Source organism: Catalinimonas alkaloidigena (assembly GCF_900100765.1).
GTDB classification, from domain to species: Bacteria; Bacteroidota; Bacteroidia; order Cytophagales; family Flexibacteraceae; genus Mooreia; species Mooreia alkaloidigena.
This window is the reverse complement of record NZ_FNFO01000004.1, coordinates 415647-434780: the sequence shown is the minus strand read 5'-3', so window position 1 is coordinate 434780 and position 19134 is coordinate 415647. Positions and strand designations below refer to the sequence as shown.

Here is a 19134-nt window from a genome sequence, read left to right as displayed (position 1 = left end):
GCTCACATGTCCAGCCACTCTTTAAACTGGGGCACCTTGTCGGTGCTGATGATCACTTCGCGCGGCTCTTCCGGAATGAGTTTGACCTTGACGCGGCTGCTGCTGTAGGTGTGCATGCTTTCGATGGCGTCGTGGCGCAGGATGTACTGCCGGTTGGCTTTGATGAATACCTGCGGGTCGAGCAGGTTCGCCAGTTGGTCGAGGTAATAATCGATGGGGATGTGGCGTCCGTCGCGGGTCATGAGGTAGACCGTTTTGTCGGCGGTATAGAAATAGGCAATCTCGTCGACGTGAATCGAGAACATCTTGGTCCCCACTTTCACCAGAAACCGCTGTTTGTAAGCCGCCTGCGTCGGTTTGTTGATCAGTTCGGCCAGCTCCTGGTAGTGGAACGGCGACTGCTGCTGCCATTCCTGCCGGATGCTCTCGTACTTTTCCAGTCCCCGTGCCACATCTTCCGGCTTGATCGGCTTCAGCAGGTAGTCGATGCTGTTGACCTCGAAGGCCTTGATGGCGTACTCGTTATAGGCCGTGGTGAAGATGATCGGTACGTGCACCTCTACCTGCTGGAAAATGTCGAAACTTTGGCCGTCGGACAGGTGAATGTCCAGGAAAATCAGGTCGGGAGCCGGATTGGCCCGCAGCCAGACCACGGCACTCTTGACCGAATCGAGGGTCGCCAGAATGGTGATGGTGGGGTCGTGGCGGTGAATAAGAAGGGCCAGCTTTTCGGCGGCAATGGCCTCGTCTTCAATGAGGAGCACGTGCATGGGCGGGAAGAGGGGAATTAGAAATTACAAATTGGCAAATTGCATAAGAAGACACAAGCACAGGACCGACGCTGAAGGTGGAAAACGCCTGGCGCACAACGCTCCGCGCCTCATTCAATTACGGTGGATGCTTCGGTGATGCCCGCGGCGTAGAAGAAGCCTAAGACCCGTTCGTTGGGATCGTTCACGTTCTGGACGTTGCTCGGCACCGGGGCCGGGGGCGTGTCGAAAGGGCCGCCTCCCGACGTTTGCTGGTAGAGGATGGTCAGGTACTCGTAAAGGGCGCGCGAGATGTTCATCTGTTCCACCCGGACGTAATCGCCCACTTGTACGGGCTCGTAGCTGATCTGGAAATCTACAATGGGATTGCCGTTTACAAATTCGTCGGACGCGTAGATCTGTTCGGAAGGGTCGGTCACCAAGGTATCGTTGACGTAGTAGCGCCAGCGGTAGAAATCCTGCGTATGGCCAGGTTCCTGAGCGTTGATCATCAGGTAAAACCCTGGGTCCCCAAAAGGCACTTCTTCTTCGTCCACGTACGTCAGGGTATCGATCGGAGCCACCGGGTGCAACAGTTCCGGTGCCGAGGCATACACGCGTCCTTCGGCCGTTTCGATGTGAAGTACATACGTCCGGTTGGTGTCCCCCGCGAAGTACTTTTGGTAAACACCCGAACGGGTCTCGGCCAGGTTGTGGCGCGTACCGGTTTCGTCCGACAGCCAGACGGTCGCTCCCGTAACGGGGGGCGTGGGCTGCCCCGAAAAGTAAGAGGCTGTGGTGGTCAGTTTGACCGTCTGCGAGTCGAGGACGTTCGTAATGTGCCCGTCTACCACCAGGCGGGTTTCGCCTTCGGGCAGGTCAAGGTCGATTTCGTCGGTGCAGGAAACGACGCCGGTCAGTGCCACCAGCGGCAAAATATAGTGAAGCAATTTCATGTCTTTATCAATAAGGTCGTAGAGGGATGGATCGCGTGACGGGTGAGCTTGAAAGAACAGGGACCCGCTGGCGTGCTGTTGGGTTCGCAGTTAGAAATTGAAGTTCCAGGTGATGCCAGGAATGACACTGCCGAAGATCGAAAGGCGGTAGGCTTGGGTCTGGAACGCATCGCCGTCGGGCACTTGCTGAAAATAGATGGAATATGGGTTGCGCCGGGCGTAGACGTTGTACAGCGAGAAGGTCCAGCTGCTGTGGAACCGCTTGTTTTCGTCGTTCGGGCGTTCCCACGTCGCGCCAAAGTCGAGACGGTGGTAGACCGGCGTGCGCGCGCCGTTCCGGTTGTCATACACAGGAAATACTACGCCTTCCCATTCTGCTCGGCCGTTAGGAAACGTAATGGGGCGTCCGGTCATAAACGAGAAGTTCGAGTTAATGCTCCAGTTTTCGGAGAGTTGATACGCCGCCACTACGGTCACATCGTGCGTTTTATCCCAATTGGACGGGTAGTAGGTGCCATTGTTGATCGAGATTTCCTTTTTTTCCTGCGGGGTGAATCCCCGGTCGCCGTTCATGGCCGCCGTCACCAGACGTTCGGAGCGCGAGAGCGTGTAGCCAATCCAGCCTGTCAGGCGACCTTCCTGTTTCCGCAGGAGAAGTTCCACGCCGTAGGCCCGTCCGTCGCCGCGCAACAGATCGGCCTCCAGCGTCCGGTTCAGAAGCAGCTCTGCGCCATCGCGGTAATCGACCAGATCCTGGAAGTATTTGTAGTAGGTTTCGACCGAAAATTCGTAGCGATTCTCGTCGAAGTTGCGGACGTAGCCCGCCGCGATCTGATCGGCCAGGGCCGGGTTGATGTGCGGCCCGGCCGGCGACCAGACGTCGAGCGGTGTGGCGGCGGTGGTGTTGGAAATCAGGTGGATGTTTTGCCGCATCCGGTTGTAGCTGAGCTTCAACGAACTCTGGTCGTTCAGTTTGTAATTGGCCGAAAAGCGTGGCTCCAGTCCCCAGAACTTCGACATAACTTCCCCGCGACCATACTGTACCGTATCGATGATCGTTTCTGCGCTCTTCGGATGATTGGGGTCGTAAATGTATGCGGTGCCCTCGCCCAGCCGGTAGAAAGCCGAGGCCCGCAACCCGTACTGCAGGGTCAGGCGGTTGCCGATTTTCTGTTCGTTGCTGGCGTACACGGCCGGCTCTACCGCGTACTGATCGTCTAACTGAAATGGCGTAAAGGCAGAGGCCTCCGAAATGGTCTGGAAGTCGCCCGGCTTGAAGGTGTAATAGATCGTGCTGGTACCAAACTCGACGGTGTTGCTGGGGGTAGGATACCAGATGAAATCCGCCTTCAGGTTGTAGTTGATGATGTTCGACGTCCAGTCGAATCCCAGGGCCTCGTTGTTGATGCGGAAGTTGTACTCGTAGTCGGAATAAACCGCCGTGAAGTTGGAGAAGAGCTTCTGGTTGAACAGGTGGTTCCAGCGCAGCGTGCCGGTTTTGTTGCCCCACCGCATCGAGAAGTCAGGTCCGGGTTTCAGCACGTCGCTGCCCAGATAGCCCGCCACGTAGAAGCGGTTTTTGTCGTTCATGATCCAGTTGACCTTGGCGTTCAGGTCGTAGAAGTACACCGTGTTGTTGTTCAGGTCCGGGTCGTTCGAAAGTTTCAGGAACAGGTCACCGTACGAGCGCCGTCCCGACACGATGAACGAAGCCTTGTCGCGCTTCAGGGGTCCTTCCAGCGTCAGGCGGCTGGAGATGATGCCAATGCCGCCGCTGCCTTCGAACTGTTTCATGTTGCCCTCGCGCTGCCGCACGTCCAGTACCGACGAGAGGCGTCCGCCGTACGGGGCCGGAATGCCGCCTTTGTAGAGCTTTACGTCTTTGATGGCATCGGCGTTGAAGACGGAGAAGAAGCCAAACAGGTGCGACGAGCTGTAGACGGGCGCTTCGTCGAGCAGAATCAGATTCTGGTCAATGGAGCCTCCGCGCACGTTGAATCCCGAGGCACCTTCGCCCACGCTGCTGACGCCGGGCAGGAGCTGAATGCTGCGGATGATGTCGTTTTCGCCCATCAGCTGCGGCATTTTCTTTACCTGCTGCATGCTCAGCTTCGCGGTGCTCATCTCGACCTGCTCCACGCGGTTGTTTTCGAGCCGTTCGGCCGATACCACCACTTCGTCCAGTTGGGTTTCCTGTTCGCGCAGCTCCATGTTGACCGTCAGGTCGGCGGTCAGGTCGACCGTCCGGGTCTGGTTCTGGAAGCCTACGTAGCTGTAGATCACCGTGTAGGTGCCCGGTTCGACCGAGAGGGAGTAGAAGCCGTAGACGTTGGTGACGGCCCCGTTTTCCAGTTCCTGGATGAAGGCCGTGGCGCCGATCAGCACTTCGCCGCTGCGGGCGTCTTTGATGTAGCCGCTCAGCGTGACTTTTTTCGCCGGGTTGGCAACGCGGGTGCCGGTCCCGGGTGTCTCCTGGGGGGCGGTTCCCTGCGCGAAAGCAGCCCCTCCGAACAGAAGGGCCATAATGAGTAACATCACTTGTTTCATGATGAAGAAAGGTTCAATGTGGTAACGAAAGAGCGTAAGAAGGGGATGGAATGCGGTGGGTGGTCGCTGCACTCAGGACGGCCGCCGCACCAGGTGGGTAAGGAGCAGCAACCCGACTAACAAGAAGAACAGCAACGAGACGACCATGGCTTCGAAAGAGATTAGTGACCCAAAGGTAAGGCAGTACCGCATGGGCCTGAAACGAAATAAGAGGAGCCTGGTAAATCACGTGATGAACCGGAAAATATGTGCACCGAATGGTCGCGAATCCGGTACAAAAAAGGCGAGGTCGGCTTTTTATTGCCAGCGGGAGGGGCCACTTTTGGTACGTGAGTATGAATCGCATTTTTCTCCTCTCTACTTACAAAACTTCAACCGCATGCAACTTCCAAAGTATTCGTTCGGAATGGGTGACCGGTTTGCCCACCAGGGCGAAGCGCAGCTTCGGGCCGTCGTCCGGGCGAAAGAAGAAGGGGCCGACATTGCGCCGGTCTGGAACAAATCGAACCGCGAGCATCAGACTGTAGGCTCCACGCCCGCCGCTACCTGGCAGGAAGCCGCCGAGGCCACCGCCGCGCTGGGCTGGGAAGCGCCTTATTTTGTGGACGCCGACCACATCAACCTGACCAACGTGGAGCCGTTTGTCGATCAGGCCAACTTCTTCACGATCGACGTGGCCGACTACATCGGGCAGCCGGTATCGCCCCAGGAAGTAGACGAATTTGTGATGACCCACTTCGAGTATGTGGGCGACCTGGCCATTCCGGGCATCGAAGTGCCGTTTGAGATTAGCGAAGCGTTCCTGCGCAAGGTGGCCGAGCAATACCTCGGTGCGGCCAAAGAGGCGGGCAAGATTTACCGCTACCTCGCAGAGCGCAAAGGCGAAGACGGTTTTGTGGCAGAAGTGTCGATGGACGAAGTGCCCGCCCCGCAGACGCCGCCGGAGTTGTTGTTCATCCTCAGCATGCTGGCGCGCGAACATGTGAAAGCCCAGACCATCGCGCCCAAATTCTCGGGCCGGTTCAACAAAGGCGTCGATTACGTCGGCAACGTGGAGCAGTTTGCGCTCGAATTCGAAGCCGACGTGGCGGTGATTGCCTTTGCCGTGAAGAAGTTCGGCTTGCCCGCGAACCTGAAACTCAGCGTCCACACGGGCAGCGATAAATTTTCGCTGTACCCGGAAATTCACCGGATCATCCGGAAACACGACGCCGGCGTGCACCTCAAAACGGCCGGCACCACCTGGCTGGAAGAACTGATCGGACTGGCGGCGGCAGGCGGAGAGGCGCTGGAAATGACGAAGGAAATGTACCAATATGCCCACGCTCACTACGAAGAACTGACCAAACCTTACGCAAACGTGATCGACGTGTCGCTCGATAAACTCCCTGATCCCAAGGAAGTTAGCGGCTGGTCGGCCGACCAGATGGTTCACGCCCTGGAGCACGACCCCCACCATCCTCAGTTCAATTCCAGTTTCCGGCAACTGATGCACACGGCCTACAAACTGGCTGCGCAGCGGGGCGAGCAGTTCTACCGCCTGCTGAAAGAACACCGCACGGCGGTCGGCAAGCGGGTGACGTACAACCTGCTGGAGCGGCACATCCGCCCCCTGTTTCTGGGAAAATAATCGGGAGAAATGTGGTTATGAATCGCCCTGACGCTGTTCTTACCAAGTGAAAACGCAACTTTGAGACTCGAATCTGCAAACGATCCCGGGATCGTTTGCATAAAAAAATAACCGTCGCATGAATCAGCCTTACCGCAGATTCCCTAGGTTTAACCTTGGCTAGTGGCCCGTACGGAGCCTTCGCCAGTCACCTTCGACGCTTGACCTGAAACCCCAATACCATGGATACCACCTTACACCCCGCCTTTCTGGACGAGGATTTTCTGCTGCATACCGAGACGGCACGGGCGCTGTTTCACGACTTTGCCAAGGAGCAGCCCATCATTGACTACCACTGCCACCTGCCGCCCGAAGAAGTGGCCAAAAACCGGCAGTTCAAGAACCTGACGCAGATCTGGCTGGCGGGTGACCACTACAAGTGGCGGGCCATGCGGGCCAATGGGATCGACGAGCGCTATTGCACTGGCGATGCCGACGACTACGCCAAGTTCGAAAAGTGGGCCGAGACCGTTCCCTACACGATGCGCAACCCGCTCTACCACTGGACGCACATGGAACTGAAGCGTCCGTTTGGCGTAGAACGCATCCTGAAGCCCGAAACGGCGCGGAGCATCTACGACGCGTGTACCGAAAAGCTCCAGACGCCGGAATTCCGCGCGCGGGGTATCATGGAATACTTCGACGTGCGGGTGGTGTGCACGACCGACGATCCGGCCGACTCGCTCGACTACCACAAGCAGGTGAGGGAAGACGGTTTCGGCACCAAAATGCTGCCTACGTTCCGGGCCGATAAAGCAATGGCGGTCGAAAATGCCGAGGCTTACAACGCCTACCTCGAAAAGCTGAGCGCCGCCGCCGGAATGGACATCCAGTCGTACGACGATCTGCTGGAAACCCTCAAAAAGCGGCACGACTTCTTTGCCGAAATGGGCGGAAAACTATCCGACCACGGTCTGGAGCAGATCTATGCCGACGACTACACCGATGCCGAAGCGCGGCAGTTGTTCAGCAAAGTGCGTGGCGGACAGTCGCTCTCGAAAGAGGAGATCGGCAAGTTGAAATCGGCCATCCTGTTCGAACTGGCGCTGCTCGACCACAGCAAAGGCTGGACGCAGCAGTTCCACCTCGGCGCGCTGCGGAACAACAACCAGCGCATGATGCGCACGCTCGGACCCGACACCGGCTTCGATTCCATCGGCGATTTTTCACAGGCGCAGGCGATGTCGAAATTCTTCTCGCGGCTGGACAACAACGACCAACTGGCCAAGACCATTGTTTACAACCTGAACCCGTCGGACAATTACATGTTCGCCACGATGATGGGCAATTTCAACGATGGGTCCATCGCCGGCAAGATGCAGTTCGGCTCGGGCTGGTGGTTCCTCGATCAGAAGGAGGCCATGGAGTGGCAGATGAACGCCCTCTCGCACCTCGGACTGCTGAGCCGCTTCGTCGGAATGCTGACCGATTCGCGCAGCTTCCTTTCGTACCCGCGGCACGACTACTTCCGCCGCATCCTCTGCAACCTGTTGGGCGACGACGTGGAAGCGGGCCTGTTGCCTGCCTCCGAAATCAACTGGATCGGCCAACTGGTCGAGCGCGTCTGTTACAAAAACGCCAACGAGTTCTTTGGATTTTAGTGATCGGTTGAGAGGTTAATCGGTTTCCGGACGAAACGTTTTGAGAAGCAAGAAAGCCCTACGTTGAGAAAAGGCTTCGCTTCCCAAAATGCTTGCAGAAAGAACAAGGCCGATGACCGACAAGATCGCTGAAGAATCTGGACGCTATCACCATCAGGAAGTAAATTTTCTCCTGTTCGCGTGTCAGGCACACCGCTCTGTGTCAGAAGGGACAGCGCACGATCGCTGCGCTTTTGACGAAGGCGATAACGCGTCCTGAAACAAAACTAAAATTACGCATTAACCTAATAACCCAGTAACTCAATACACACAACCCATGTCTAAAAAAGTAGTCACCTTTGGTGAGATTATGCTCCGGCTGGCCACGCCGGGATATTTGCGGTTTTCCCAGGCCGAAAGCTTTGAGGCGACCTACGGCGGCGGCGAAGCCAACGTAGCGGTTTCGCTCGCGAATTATGGCTTCGATGCGGCGTTTGTGACTCGCCTGCCCAAAAACGACCTCGGCGAAGCGGCCATCATGCAACTGCGCAAATACGGCGTCGACACGAGCAAAATCCTGCGTGGCGGCGACCGGGTCGGCATTTACTTTCTGGAAACCGGCGCGGTAAGCCGGGGCAGTAAAGTGGTGTACGACCGGGCGCATTCGGCCATCTCGGAAATCAAAGCCGGCATGATCGACTGGGATCAGGTACTGGACGGCGCCGAGTGGTTCCACTGGACCGGCATTACCCCCGCCATTTCTCAGGGAGCAGCCGACGCCTGCCTGGAGGGCATCAAAGCGGCCAACGCCAAAGGCATCACGGTATCGACCGACCTGAACTACCGCAAAAACCTGTGGAAATACGGCAAAAAAGCCGGTGAGGTCATGCCCGAACTGGTGGCAGGCTGCGACGTGATTCTGGGGAACGAAGAAGACGCCGAAAAGGTGTTTGACATCCATCCGGAAGGCGTCGACGTCACGGCCGGACACGTGGAAGGCGCGGCCTATGAGTCGGTCGGCAAGCAGCTGATGGCGAAATTCCCCCGGGCCAAGAAGGTGATCATCACCCTGCGCGGCTCAATCAACGCCAACCACAACTCATGGGCGGGTGTTCTGTGGGACGGCCAGAAACTTTACGAATCGCCGACCTACCAGATCACCCACATTGTGGACCGCGTGGGCGGGGGCGACTCGTTCATGGGGGGGCTCATCTACGGCCTGCTGACCTACCCCGAAAACGACCAGAATGCCCTCAACTTCGCCGTGGCGGCCTCTTGCCTCAAGCACACGATCAAAGGCGACTTCAACCTCGTCACTGCCGACGAAGTAGAAAAGCTGATGAGCGGCGACGCCAGCGGACGGGTATCGCGCTAGCTAGCGCTAGCGGGGAGGCAGGACTACAGGAGTCCGGAGGCCGGATAACGAACGAAGATGGCAAAGATTCAGCGGTTCGAGGACCTGGACGTGTGGAAGGAAGGGGTGCAGTTGAGCGTCGCCATGTACAAGGCGCTGGCAGGCTGTCGTGATTTCGGACTACGGGATCAGATGCAGCGCGCCAGCGTATCCGTACCTTCCAACATAGCGGAAGGATTTGAGCGGAATTCGAATCAGGACTTCGTTCGTTTCCTGACCATTGCCCGGGCGTCCTGTGGCGAACTGCGTACCCAGCTTTACATCGCAATCGACATAGGCATCCTCTCACCTGAAGTGGGAGGTGCCTTAATAGCGCATACGCGCAAAGTGTCGGCGATGCTGAGCAAATACATTCAAATTAGAAAAGAACACTTTTAACCGCTCCGGACTCCGGTCCTTCGGTTTTCCGGACATCCCAACTTACATGTCTCGATTTACACGCATACAAGTGGCACTCAAAATGGCCGAGACCGGCATGGTGCCCGTTTTTTATAACGCTGATTTAGCAACCTGCAAGAACGTACTCAAAGCCTGTTACGACGGCGGCGTACGCGTTTTTGAGTTTACCAACCGCGGCGACTTCGCCCACGAAACGTTCGGCGAACTGAACAAATGGGCGGCGAAAGAAACGCCCGAGATGATGCTGGGCGTGGGCTCGGTGGTCGATGCGGGCACGGCTTCGCTGTACATTCAGCTGGGCGCGAGCTTCATCGTGTCGCCGGTCCTGAAACCCGACATGGCGAAGGTCTGCAACAGCCGCAAGATCCTCTGGTCACCGGGCTGCGGCTCCCTGTCGGAGATCAACTACGCGGAAGAACTCGGTGCCGAAGTCGTGAAGATTTTCCCGGCCACGCAGGTCGGCGGTCCCGAATTCGTGAAGGCCGTGAAAGGCCCCTGCCCCTGGACGAGCATCATGCCGACGGGTGGGGTAGAGCCGACGGAAGAAAACCTGAAGCCCTGGTTCGACGCGGGCGTGGCTTGCGTGGGCATGGGGTCTAAGCTGTTCCCGACCAACCTGATCAAAGAGGGCAAGTGGGAGGAACTGGCCGCCGGCGTCCGTGAAGCCATGGCCATCGTGCAGCGCGTGAAGAAGAAGTAAATACCTTCACCACTAAGGAAGTAAGGGCACGAAGCGGCACTCAGGGATGAGACTTACACAGCAATCGGTCAATCAGCTCGCATTCGACGTAGTAGGTTGTGCGATTGAGGTACACAAACACCTCGGGCCGGGATTGCTGGAGTCGGTGTACGAATTGTGTATGCTGGAGGAGTTGTCGCGTCGCCACTTATCTTATAATTCTCAGGTACAAGTGCCTGTGCAGTATAAAGGGCGGGAATTGGGTGGTGCCCTGCGATTGGATATTGTAGTCGAGGAAACCGTGATTGTGGAGTTGAAAGCGGTAGAAACCATCATTCCGCTCTACAAAGCGCAGTTGCTATCGTATCTGAAATTAACCGGGATGCCCAAAGGTCTATTGATTAACTTTCACGCTGAAAACATTACCAAGAGCCTGGTGCCGCTGGTGACAGACGCCTTTTCGAGCTTGCCTTTGTCTTAGTGCTACTTGGTGTTCTTACCGTCTTAGTGGTAAAACCATTTTTTATGAAAATCAACGCCACCGCATTTCTTCTCGTCTTTAGTTTCCTCTTGTTCGCTTCGTGTGAAGAGGCCCGCCAGACGCGCGTCCTGAAACTGGCGCATGGCCTGGACGTGACGCACCCCGTCCACAAAGGCATGGTCTACATGAAGCAGCAGCTGGAACAGGTATCGGGCGGGAAGATGACCCTCGAAATTTACCCCAGCCAGCAACTCGGCTCCGAGCGGGAGGCCCTCGAACTTCTCCAGATCGGGAGCCTCGACATGACCAAAGTCTCGGCCGGGGTGATGGAAAGCTTCTCGCCCAAGTTTCGGGTGCTGGGGCTGCCGTACCTGTTCCGCGACCGGGCCCACCAGTTTGCCGTGCAGGACGGACCCATTGGCGAAGAGATTCTGCGCGACGGCGAAAATTACTGGCTGCGCGGCCTGTGCTTCTACGATGCCGGGAGCCGCAGCTTTTACATGAAAGATCGCCCGATCAACACCCCGGCCGATTTGCAGGGGTTGAAGATCCGCGTGATGGAAAGCCCCACGGCCCAGGCCATGGTCAGCATCATGGGCGGTTCGCCCACGCCGATGTCGTACGGCGAGCTGTACACCTCGCTGCAACAGGGGGTGGTCGATGGCGCGGAGAACAACCCGCCGAGCTTCTACTCCTCGCGCCACTACGAAGTGTGTAAATACTATTCGCTCGACGAGCATACGGCCCTGCCCGACGTGCTGCTGATCGGTACCAAAGTCTGGAACAAACTAAGTCCGGAAGAACAGGAATGGTTGCAGGCCGCTGTCGACGCCTCGGTGCCGGAAGAGCGGAGGCTATGGGCCGAGTCGGAAGAGGAATCGCTGCGGGAAGTGCAGAAAGCGGGGGTGGAGATTATTTATCCGGACAAAAAACCGTTCGAAGAGAAAGTGCAGCCGTTGTACGACGCCCTGAAAAACGACCCCACGCTGTACGATCTGGTGCAGCGCATCCGGGCGGTCGAGACCGACAACCCCGGATCACCTCAATTGTAACCACCTGAACCGCATTTCTGCATCAATGAAATTTCGCCGCCACGTCGATCGCGTCCTTGGGATTGTCCTTGTTATTCTCATGGCCACGATGACCATCAACGTCCTCTGGCAGGTCGCTTCGCGCTACGTCGTCGGACGCCCGAGCGCATTTACCGATGAACTGGCCCGCTACCTGCTGATCTGGGTGGGTACGCTGGGGGCCGCCTACGCCGCCGGACAGCGCATGCACCTGGCCATCGACATCGTCCCGCAAAAAGCCTCACCGGCCGGGAAGCGTCGCCTGAGCCTCATCATCAACTCCATCGTCATTGTATTCGCACTGCTGGTCATGGTGATCGGCGGCATCAACCTCGTCTACATCACCCTGTACCTCGATCAGCACTCGCCCGCGTTGGGCGTACCGTTGGGCTACGTCTATGCCGTGTTGCCCCTCAGTGGTCTGCTCATTATTTATTACAGCGTGGTCAGTCTGATGGAAGCGGCCTTCCCGGCAGAGCACCAGGGCGACATGCTGGACGATGACCCGGAACCCGTTCGGTGACATGACACAAGAAATTGACAAAATCGCTTACCTCTACCTGAAGGACGGGCAAATTCTGGGCACGCGCTCCCGGGGAAAGGCGAAATTTTACATTCCCGGCGGCAAGCGTGATGCCGACGAGACGGACGAAGAAACGCTGATCCGCGAAGTGCAAGAGGAACTGACCGTTACCCTGATCCCGTCGACCATCGACTACGTGGGCACCTTCACCGCGCAGGCAGACGGAAAGCCGGTCGGTGTGATGGTGAAAATGACCTGTTACCGGGCGCAGTACGAAGGCGAGCTGGCCGCCAGCAACGAAATTGAAGAGTTGCGGTGGTTGACTTACGCCGACCTCGACCTGGTTTCGCACGTAGACAAAAAGATTTTCGCCTATCTGAAAGAGCGCGGCGAACTGCTCTGATGGATATTATCGCATCTAGATCCCCTCGGAGAAGGCGGATCTAACCATACATTACCCCATTACCCAAATCCCAATCCCCACATGGAAATTTTTGTGCTTGTTGTCAGTTTCGTCATTCTTCTGGCCATCGGTGTGCCCGTCGCGTTCAGCATCGGCGTTTCCACCATGCTCACGTTGCTGGTCAGCATCGATTCGCTGCCCGCTTTCACGACGTTGGCGCAGCGGATGGCGACCGGGCTGGACAGTTTTGCGCTGCTGGCGATTCCGTTTTTTGTCCTGGCGGGGCAACTGATGAACCGGGGGGGCATTGCGGCCCGCCTGATCGACTTTGCCAAGTCGCTGGTGGGCATGTTTCCGGGCGGGTTGGCCTACGTGAACATCCTGGCCTGTATGCTGTTCGGCGCCATTTCAGGTTCGGCAGCGGCGGCGGCCTCGGCCATCGGTGGCTTTATGAACAGCCGGATGGTGAAAGAAGGATATTCGCCGCAGTTCAGCGCGGCCGTCAACGTGACGTCGGCCACAACCGGACTGGTGATTCCGCCCAGCAACGTGCTGATCGTCTACTCGCTGGCAAGCGGCGGGGTGTCCATCGCGGCCCTGTTTCTGGCGGGGTATGTGCCCGGGATTCTGGCGGGGTTGTTCATTATGATCGTGGCGGGCATCTGGGCCTACCGCAAAAAATTCCCGGTGGGCGACCGCTTTTCTCTGGGTTACGCCGCGCGCAAATTCCTGGAAGCACTACCGAGTCTGCTGCTGTTGGTCGTGGTGATCGGCGGCATTGTGGCGGGCATCTTTACGGCGACCGAAGCCTCGGCCGTGGCGGTGCTCTACACGCTGGTGCTGTCGATGCTGATCTACCGTGAGGTGAAAGTGAAAGACCTGCCTTCCATTCTGCTGGAAACTGTCTCGACCACGGCCATCGTTATGCTGCTCATCGGCACGTCCATCGGCATGTCGTGGGCCATGTCGTACGAAAACATTCCGCAGAGTGTCACGGAGGTACTGCTCAACGTGAGCGATAACAAAATCGTCGTGCTGCTCATCATCAACCTGATTCTGCTCTTCGTCGGCATTTTCATGGACATGACGCCCGCCGTACTCATCTTCACGCCGATCTTTTTGCCCGTCGTGCAGGAACTGGGCATGAACCCCGTCCACTTCGGCATCGTGATGGTGCTGAACCTCTGCATCGGGCTGTGCACCCCGCCGGTGGGGTCGGTGCTGTTCATCGGGTGTAGCGTCGCGAACGTCAGCATCGACAAGGTCATCAAACCACTCTTGCCGATCTTCCTGGCCATGATCGCCGCCCTGATGCTGGTCACCTACATTCCGGAAATCAGCCTCTGGCTGCCGCAGGTTTTCGGCTTTTGATCAGAAACCAAGCACAGGGCGTTGAGTTGAGCGACGTGTGGGAAACACAGAAGAAGAGAATGGCGTGGGGGATATAGCGTAAAAAGTTTAAGTTCAGGCGCAAAGTGGTAACTACACAGATGTTCCCTTGCTTTACGCGCTGAACTTTAAACGCAACTAACCGCTAACCACCTTCCATGTCGCTTACGCTTCGCCGCACGTTTTTCCTGCTTCTCGGTCCGCTTTTATTTGTTGGAGTACTGCTGTGGCTGCATCCGGAAGGCATGACGGAAGAGGCGCGTGCCGTGCTGGCCGTCACGGCCTGGATTGCCGTCTGGTGGATTACCGAACCCGTCCCCATTCCCGCCACGTCGCTACTGCCGCTGGTGCTGTTTCCCCTGACCGAAGCGGTCCCGAAAGGATCGACGGCCTCGGCCTATGGCGACGACATCATCTTTCTCTTTCTGGGAGGATTTGTGCTGGCCCTGGCGATGGAAAAGTGGAACCTGCACCGGCGCATTGCCCTGACCATCGTGTCCGCGGTCGGCACGCAGCCCCGGCGGGTGGTGCTGGGCTTCATGCTGGCGACGGGCTTTCTGTCGTGCTGGATTTCGAATACGGCGACGGCCATGATGATGACGCCCATCGGGCTGGCGGTGATCAGTCAGTTGAAAAATTACTGGGGATCGGGCGAGGAGGGGAGCCGCTTTGCGCGAGCCTTGCTGCTGGGCATTGCCTACGGGGCTTCGATCGGCGGCCTGGGGACCATCATCGGAACGCCGGGCAACGCCATCCTGGCGGGCATGGTCCAGCGGTTCTTTCGGGTCGAAATCACCTTTGCCCAGTGGCTGCTGTTCGGCATGCCGCTGGCGGCGCTGCTGTTGCTGTTCTGTTGGGCGTACCTGGTGCGGGTGGCGTTTCCCCTGGCGCAGCGGGGATTGGCGCAGGCCGGACAGGAAATCCGACGTGAGAAAGCCGCCCTCGGGGCCATGTCGCCGGAAGAGCGGCGCGTCTTTTGGGTATTTGTGGGGATGGCGGCCGCCTGGATCAGCCGTACGTTTCTGCTCGCGAAGCTTTTTCCTGGCATTAACGATACCGTCATCGCCATCGGCGGGGCGTGTGTCCTGTTTCTGATTCCCGCGCCTTCCACGAAAAACGCTGCTGACCCGTCGACCCCTTCGGACCGGCTGCTGGACTGGAGCGATGCGTCCGCGCTGCCGTGGGGCATTCTGCTGCTGTTCGGCGGAGGACTGGCCATTGCCGACGGTTTTCAGCAAACCGGCCTGGCTGACTGGCTCGGCACCCGACTGACCGTTCTGGAAGGCATTCCGTTCCTGTTGATCCTGCTGACCGTCACCCTGATGGTCAACTTCCTGACCGAGATTACCTCCAACGTCGCTACCGCCACCATGATTCTGCCGGTGATGGCGGCGCTCTCGCAGGCCATCGGCGTACATCCTTACGGCCTGATGATCGGTGCGTGCGTGGCGTCGTCGTGTGCGTTCATGCTGCCGGTCGCCACGCCGCCCAACGCCATCGTGTTTGCTTCCGGCCACATCCGCATGCAGGACATGGTGCGCGCGGGCATCTGGCTAAACCTCGCTTCCGTGCTCCTCATCGTCGCCCTGATCTACCTGCTGTTGCCCGTCGTCTGGAACCTGGATTTACTACAGTATCCTAACGCCTTTCGGTCTGTGCAGGGGGGACAGTGATCAACTTGAAAAGGCGTATGAAAAACTTCTTAACGCTCGAATGGCGTATACTCGCATTCCTATGGGGGATCGCATTGTTGACGTACACAGCGGCTTTGGTACTGCAGTATCAACTGTATTTGTCTGATTACCTGGGACTTCTTGGCCTGATAATCGTAACGCTGACTGCTTTTCTTAACCCCCCCAAGTTACTGATCGCACTTTTGCTTTTGTTGCTGCCGGGACTCTTCAACCTCGTTTCCTTTGCCTACTTCATCAACGTGGTATTTCAATTCGGTATCTCAGGACTGGTAGCGCCCGGTATTCAAGTGCTTTCGCTGGGATTGTTAATCCTGCTGGTGAGCAAACGACGCCACAAAATGCTGCGGTTGTACCAAAGTAGCCTCGGCCGTACACCTCACGAAGCAACGCAGCAGAAACAGTACCAGACTCAGGTTTTTAAAGCGAGATTTGAGCACTTGTCGGATCAGGAAATCGAACGGCGACTGGCGACTGATCTCGTTCCTGAAGCCAGAGCGGCACTGTTGGCGTTGCAGCAAGAACGGCAGATCGCAAAGCGCGTGTAAATTTATTTTACAGTACATATTCCGTCGCCAACATCGAAAATACGTGCAGTGAGAAATACTGCCCGTCCCGGAGGATGCTGTCCCGCAGGGTGCCTTCCCACTGAAAACCTTCGGTGCGGTACAAGTGGAGTGCCCGCTCGTTGAACGGATACACGTCGAGCCAGAAGCGGTGAAACCGGAGGATTTCGAAGCAGTAGGTTTTGAGGAGGCGAATCACCTGCCTTCCCACGCCCAGCCCTTTCTCCGCGATAATGACGCGCCGCAACTCCAACGCGCGGTGGGAATTGGTAAGGCCTGCCAGCAACACGAAGCCTACGGCCTGTCCGGTAGCCTTCTGCACGATCATCACCAGCAATTCATCGGGGGCATGCAGCGCCTGCTCCCACCGGGGGCGGTCGTAGGGCAGCACAAACGGTCGGTTATCCGGGTGCTCTCCCCACATCATCAGCCAATCCAGCTCGGACGGCTCCGCCTCACGAAGTCCGATGATGTCATTCTCCAGCAAAAAGGCCATCCGTTGAGAGCGTAAGTGGTTTAGAACGAGTTGAGTGGAGGTGAATTACGGTGATTGAGGTAGTCTTAAAAGTAATAACTCTACTGACTTCAGCCGACGCATCCCGGACTACGCGTCCCGGCTATCAACTGAAGGAGAGAGGGCGTAATGTATACTGTGCAATTCGTAATGAAATTCGCCACCTCACCTCACCACCACTTCACACCTTCCTCCTACTGCCACGTGCCGAATTTTCCCTGCCGGTAGTCCTGATACGCTTCCATGATTTCCGCTTCCGTGTTCATCACGAAGGGTCCCTGTGCGACGACGGGTTCGTTGAAGGGGCGGGCGTGCCCGAACAGGAGGATGCTTTCGTCCAGTGCCTGCACGTGGATTTCTTCCGCATCGTTCTCGAACTCGACGAGCTGGCAGGCCTCTACGTTTTGCTGGTTCACCAGGAGTTTCCCGCGGATCACGTAGAAAAAGACGTTGTGGTCGGTCGGGACCCGGAGCGTAAGTTCCGAAAGCTTCTTAAAATCGATGGTGCTGAGGAACAGCTCCGTGGTCGGATCGAACGCGCCGACCTGGCCTTCCCATGCCCCGGCGACCAAGTTCAGGGTAATGCTTCCGTTGGCCAGCGGAATGTGGGGAATCTGGTCGGCTTGCAGGCCAATGTAGCGCGGCTTCACCATTTTGAGCTTGGCCGGCAGGTTCAACCACAGTTGCAGAATCTCCAGCGGACCGCCCTGTTTTTTGAACTGATCGGACGAGACTTCCGCGTGGATCAGCCCTTTCCCGGCCGTCATCCACTGGACGCCCCCAGCGTTGATCACACTCTCGTGGCCCCCGGAATCTTTGTGCATGATGTCTCCGTCGAGGATGAAGGTGACGGTTTCCATGCCCCGGTGCGGGTGCGGTCCGAACGGAAGTCCCCGGTTGTGCGACGGGTAGGTCTGCGGACCGTGGTGGTTCAGAAACAGAAAAGGGTCGATCATTTCCAGCGACATGGTCGGGAGGGGCGAGTAGGTGACCAAATCGGCAATGGGCCGGTATTCGGCGTCGTGTATTTTTTTGAAACTGCGCATGGTATCTTAAAAAATTGGATTGCTTCTGAACAACGCTGCCGCGTTCAAGAAGGTTTTTGCTGTGGACGCCACGCGAGGTGGCCATCCGGCGGCGTGAAGGGTATGAAAAAGAAGAAGCCTTTTTCAGGCTTCTTTCTGATGATAGGTTAGAGGAATCGCTCCAAGTCTCTCCGAAAACGTTCGGTCAGGTCGTGAGAAAACGACTGGATGAGGTGCGCTTCTTCCGGGGCTACCGTGCCGTTCGCTTCGGCAATTTTCTGCATCACGTCGATAAACTCATGATACTCTGGTGCCGGTCCGTGACGATGGCACACCGCAATCGCTTTCTGGTAATTTTCTTCCACCGAACTCTGTTTGGCCCGCTCGTAGTCGAACGACCATCGGATGGTAGAAGCCCAGGGGTGGCGGTCGAGAATCTGGTGCATGGTCTTCATTTCGGCGTCTTGAATCATACCGTCGGCCATGGCCACCGCAAACATCAACTCGCCCAGGGTCTCGTATAATTTCTCTTTGTCTGTCATGCGTCAAACGTGATTTAGTGAAACGGGAAGATGCAGACAAACGAGCCGCTTTTCAATTGAAAAAAGGAGGATTGGTTACACCCCCGAATAAGTCGCTCACCATCAGCACGATTCCCGGAATTTTTGCTGGATAAGCTGGGCACGGCCGTCGGCAAGACACAGATATGAAAAAAGCGGCGATCACTTTCCGCAGAAAGCTACCGCCGCCTTTGTATAATGCGATTCGCCTACAGATTAAAGGGCGGCTTCGTAGTTCTTCGTGACCTGATCCCAGTTAACGATGTTCCAGAACGCGCTGATGTAATCGGGGCGACGGTTCTGGTAGTTCAGGTAATAGGCGTGTTCCCACACGTCCAGTCCCAGGATCGGTGTGCCTTTGGTCTCGGCGATGTCCATCAGCGGATTGTCCTGGTTCGCCGTCGACGTCACGGCCAGTTTGCCGCTGCCGTCCACGATCAGCCACGCCCAGCCGGACCCGAAACGGGTAGCGGCGGCGTCGTCAAATTTCTTTTTGAACTCGTCGAACGAGCCGAAGGCCGCGTTGATGGCGTCGGCGAGTTTACCGCTGGGCTGACCTCCGCCGTTGGGCGAAAGGGTCGGCCAGAACAACGCGTGGTTGTAGTAGCCACCGCCGTTGTTGCGCACCGCACCTGAGTACTGCGAAATATTTTTCAGGATGTCTTCGATCGATTTCGAGGCACCGTCGGTTCCTTCCAACGCACCGTTCAGCTTCGTGGTGTAGCCGCCGTGGTGCTTGGTGTGGTGAATTTCCATGGTTTTAGCGTCGATGTGGGGTTCGAGTGCATCGTACGCATAGGGGAGGGAGGGCAATTCAAAAGCCATAATCTTGTATATTTTAAGTTAGAAAAAAGGATTTCAAAACCTTGTTACCGCTATTTACGAATAATTAAACAAGTGGTTACTTGTAATATTGATT

Annotated in this window: 19 protein-coding genes; 12 read left to right on the top strand and 7 right to left on the bottom strand. The window is 57.0% G+C overall.

The annotated features are described in order from the left end of the window. Positions 1 to 2 precede the first annotated feature (2 nt). From BLR44_RS12720 to BLR44_RS12710, 3 genes are all read right to left on the bottom strand, one after another. Positions 3 to 770: a LytR/AlgR family response regulator transcription factor gene (locus tag BLR44_RS12720; RefSeq protein WP_089682396.1), complete on the bottom strand. Its 768-nt coding sequence runs from the start codon at positions 768 to 770 to the stop codon at positions 3 to 5. A gap of 110 nt (positions 771 to 880) precedes the next feature. Beyond that, entirely contained in the window at positions 881 to 1705 is an 825-nt protein-coding gene (locus BLR44_RS12715; protein ID WP_089682394.1) for a DUF4249 domain-containing protein, read from the bottom strand. A gap of 90 nt (positions 1706 to 1795) precedes the next feature. Further along, complete coding sequence (locus tag BLR44_RS12710; RefSeq protein ID WP_089682392.1) at positions 1796 to 4252, bottom strand: TonB-dependent receptor; 2457 nt, start codon at positions 4250 to 4252, stop codon at positions 1796 to 1798. A gap of 379 nt (positions 4253 to 4631) precedes the next feature. Here BLR44_RS12710 and BLR44_RS12705 point away from each other — a divergent pair, with 379 nt between their 5' ends. The 12 genes from BLR44_RS12705 to BLR44_RS12650 all read left to right on the top strand — a co-directional run bounded on the left by BLR44_RS12705 (position 4632) and on the right by BLR44_RS12650 (position 16098). Beyond that, on the top strand, positions 4632 to 5882 hold the full coding sequence (locus BLR44_RS12705) for a tagaturonate epimerase family protein (RefSeq protein WP_089682390.1): 1251 nt from the start codon (positions 4632 to 4634) through the stop codon (positions 5880 to 5882). A gap of 221 nt (positions 5883 to 6103) precedes the next feature. Continuing rightward, a complete protein-coding gene (uxaC, locus tag BLR44_RS12700) occupies positions 6104 to 7522 on the top strand; it encodes a glucuronate isomerase (RefSeq protein WP_089682387.1) in 1419 nt (472 codons plus the stop codon). Positions 7523 to 7838: 316 nt separating this feature from the next. Next, positions 7839 to 8876, top strand: a complete 1038-nt coding sequence (locus BLR44_RS12695; protein ID WP_089682385.1) for a sugar kinase — start codon at positions 7839 to 7841, stop codon at positions 8874 to 8876. 57 nt (positions 8877 to 8933) lie between these two features. After that, positions 8934 to 9293: a four helix bundle protein gene (locus BLR44_RS12690; protein WP_089682384.1), complete on the top strand. Its 360-nt coding sequence runs from the start codon at positions 8934 to 8936 to the stop codon at positions 9291 to 9293. 46 nt (positions 9294 to 9339) lie between these two features. After that, positions 9340 to 10014 (top strand): bifunctional 4-hydroxy-2-oxoglutarate aldolase/2-dehydro-3-deoxy-phosphogluconate aldolase, encoded by a 675-nt coding sequence (locus BLR44_RS12685; protein ID WP_089682382.1) that lies wholly within the window; start codon positions 9340 to 9342, stop codon positions 10012 to 10014. A gap of 46 nt (positions 10015 to 10060) precedes the next feature. Next, positions 10061 to 10474 (top strand): GxxExxY protein, encoded by a 414-nt coding sequence (locus BLR44_RS12680; RefSeq protein ID WP_089682380.1) that lies wholly within the window; start codon positions 10061 to 10063, stop codon positions 10472 to 10474. 44 nt (positions 10475 to 10518) lie between these two features. Beyond that, a complete protein-coding gene (locus BLR44_RS12675; protein ID WP_089682378.1) occupies positions 10519 to 11526 on the top strand; it encodes a TRAP transporter substrate-binding protein in 1008 nt (335 codons plus the stop codon). Between the two features lie 25 nt (positions 11527 to 11551). Beyond that, positions 11552 to 12067, top strand: a complete 516-nt coding sequence (locus tag BLR44_RS12670) for a TRAP transporter small permease (protein ID WP_089682375.1) — start codon at positions 11552 to 11554, stop codon at positions 12065 to 12067. 1 nt (position 12068) lies between these two features. Next, positions 12069 to 12470, top strand: coding sequence for an NUDIX hydrolase (locus BLR44_RS12665; RefSeq protein WP_089682372.1), 402 nt, complete (start codon positions 12069 to 12071; stop codon positions 12468 to 12470). An 81-nt stretch (positions 12471 to 12551) separates the two neighbouring features. Next, entirely contained in the window at positions 12552 to 13841 is a 1290-nt protein-coding gene (locus BLR44_RS12660; RefSeq protein ID WP_089682370.1) for a TRAP transporter large permease, read from the top strand. Between the two features lie 176 nt (positions 13842 to 14017). After that, on the top strand, positions 14018 to 15532 hold the full coding sequence (locus BLR44_RS12655) for an SLC13 family permease (RefSeq protein WP_089682368.1): 1515 nt from the start codon (positions 14018 to 14020) through the stop codon (positions 15530 to 15532). A gap of 17 nt (positions 15533 to 15549) precedes the next feature. Then, positions 15550 to 16098 (top strand): hypothetical protein, encoded by a 549-nt coding sequence (locus tag BLR44_RS12650; protein WP_089682366.1) that lies wholly within the window; start codon positions 15550 to 15552, stop codon positions 16096 to 16098. 7 nt (positions 16099 to 16105) lie between these two features. On the opposite strand, the gene BLR44_RS12645 is transcribed toward BLR44_RS12650, so the two are convergent. The 4 genes from BLR44_RS12645 to BLR44_RS12630 all read right to left on the bottom strand — a co-directional run bounded on the left by BLR44_RS12645 (position 16106) and on the right by BLR44_RS12630 (position 19040). Further along, complete coding sequence (locus BLR44_RS12645) at positions 16106 to 16612, bottom strand: GNAT family N-acetyltransferase (protein WP_089682364.1); 507 nt, start codon at positions 16610 to 16612, stop codon at positions 16106 to 16108. 212 nt (positions 16613 to 16824) lie between these two features. Continuing rightward, the gene (locus tag BLR44_RS12640) at positions 16825 to 17676 is read right to left on the bottom strand and encodes a pirin family protein (RefSeq protein ID WP_089682362.1); all 852 of its coding nucleotides are present in this window, start codon (positions 17674 to 17676) and stop codon (positions 16825 to 16827) included. A gap of 146 nt (positions 17677 to 17822) precedes the next feature. Next, complete coding sequence (locus BLR44_RS12635; RefSeq protein WP_089682360.1) at positions 17823 to 18197, bottom strand: tellurite resistance TerB family protein; 375 nt, start codon at positions 18195 to 18197, stop codon at positions 17823 to 17825. 234 nt (positions 18198 to 18431) lie between these two features. Next, positions 18432 to 19040 (bottom strand): superoxide dismutase, encoded by a 609-nt coding sequence (locus BLR44_RS12630; protein WP_089682358.1) that lies wholly within the window; start codon positions 19038 to 19040, stop codon positions 18432 to 18434. Between the last annotated feature and the right edge of the window lie 94 nt (positions 19041 to 19134).

What these genes read in the sequence shown, in the direction of transcription:
- BLR44_RS12720 (WP_089682396.1), bottom strand. Translation starts at nt 770, where the DNA reads ATGCACGTGCTCCTCATTGAAGACGAGGCCATTGCCGCCGAAAAGCTG.
- BLR44_RS12715 (WP_089682394.1), bottom strand. Translation starts at nt 1,705, where the DNA reads ATGAAATTGCTTCACTATATTTTGCCGCTGGTGGCACTGACCGGCGTC.
- BLR44_RS12710 (WP_089682392.1), bottom strand. Translation starts at nt 4,252, where the DNA reads ATGAAACAAGTGATGTTACTCATTATGGCCCTTCTGTTCGGAGGGGCT.
- BLR44_RS12705 (WP_089682390.1), top strand. Translation starts at nt 4,632, where the DNA reads ATGCAACTTCCAAAGTATTCGTTCGGAATGGGTGACCGGTTTGCCCAC.
- uxaC (WP_089682387.1), top strand. Translation starts at nt 6,104, where the DNA reads ATGGATACCACCTTACACCCCGCCTTTCTGGACGAGGATTTTCTGCTG.
- BLR44_RS12695 (WP_089682385.1), top strand. Translation starts at nt 7,839, where the DNA reads ATGTCTAAAAAAGTAGTCACCTTTGGTGAGATTATGCTCCGGCTGGCC.
- BLR44_RS12690 (WP_089682384.1), top strand. Translation starts at nt 8,934, where the DNA reads ATGGCAAAGATTCAGCGGTTCGAGGACCTGGACGTGTGGAAGGAAGGG.
- BLR44_RS12685 (WP_089682382.1), top strand. Translation starts at nt 9,340, where the DNA reads ATGTCTCGATTTACACGCATACAAGTGGCACTCAAAATGGCCGAGACC.
- BLR44_RS12680 (WP_089682380.1), top strand. Translation starts at nt 10,061, where the DNA reads ATGAGACTTACACAGCAATCGGTCAATCAGCTCGCATTCGACGTAGTA.
- BLR44_RS12675 (WP_089682378.1), top strand. Translation starts at nt 10,519, where the DNA reads ATGAAAATCAACGCCACCGCATTTCTTCTCGTCTTTAGTTTCCTCTTG.
- BLR44_RS12670 (WP_089682375.1), top strand. Translation starts at nt 11,552, where the DNA reads ATGAAATTTCGCCGCCACGTCGATCGCGTCCTTGGGATTGTCCTTGTT.
- BLR44_RS12665 (WP_089682372.1), top strand. Translation starts at nt 12,069, where the DNA reads ATGACACAAGAAATTGACAAAATCGCTTACCTCTACCTGAAGGACGGG.
- BLR44_RS12660 (WP_089682370.1), top strand. Translation starts at nt 12,552, where the DNA reads ATGGAAATTTTTGTGCTTGTTGTCAGTTTCGTCATTCTTCTGGCCATC.
- BLR44_RS12655 (WP_089682368.1), top strand. Translation starts at nt 14,018, where the DNA reads ATGTCGCTTACGCTTCGCCGCACGTTTTTCCTGCTTCTCGGTCCGCTT.
- BLR44_RS12650 (WP_089682366.1), top strand. Translation starts at nt 15,550, where the DNA reads ATGAAAAACTTCTTAACGCTCGAATGGCGTATACTCGCATTCCTATGG.
- BLR44_RS12645 (WP_089682364.1), bottom strand. Translation starts at nt 16,612, where the DNA reads ATGGCCTTTTTGCTGGAGAATGACATCATCGGACTTCGTGAGGCGGAG.
- BLR44_RS12640 (WP_089682362.1), bottom strand. Translation starts at nt 17,676, where the DNA reads ATGCGCAGTTTCAAAAAAATACACGACGCCGAATACCGGCCCATTGCC.
- BLR44_RS12635 (WP_089682360.1), bottom strand. Translation starts at nt 18,197, where the DNA reads ATGACAGACAAAGAGAAATTATACGAGACCCTGGGCGAGTTGATGTTT.
- BLR44_RS12630 (WP_089682358.1), bottom strand. Translation starts at nt 19,040, where the DNA reads ATGGCTTTTGAATTGCCCTCCCTCCCCTATGCGTACGATGCACTCGAA.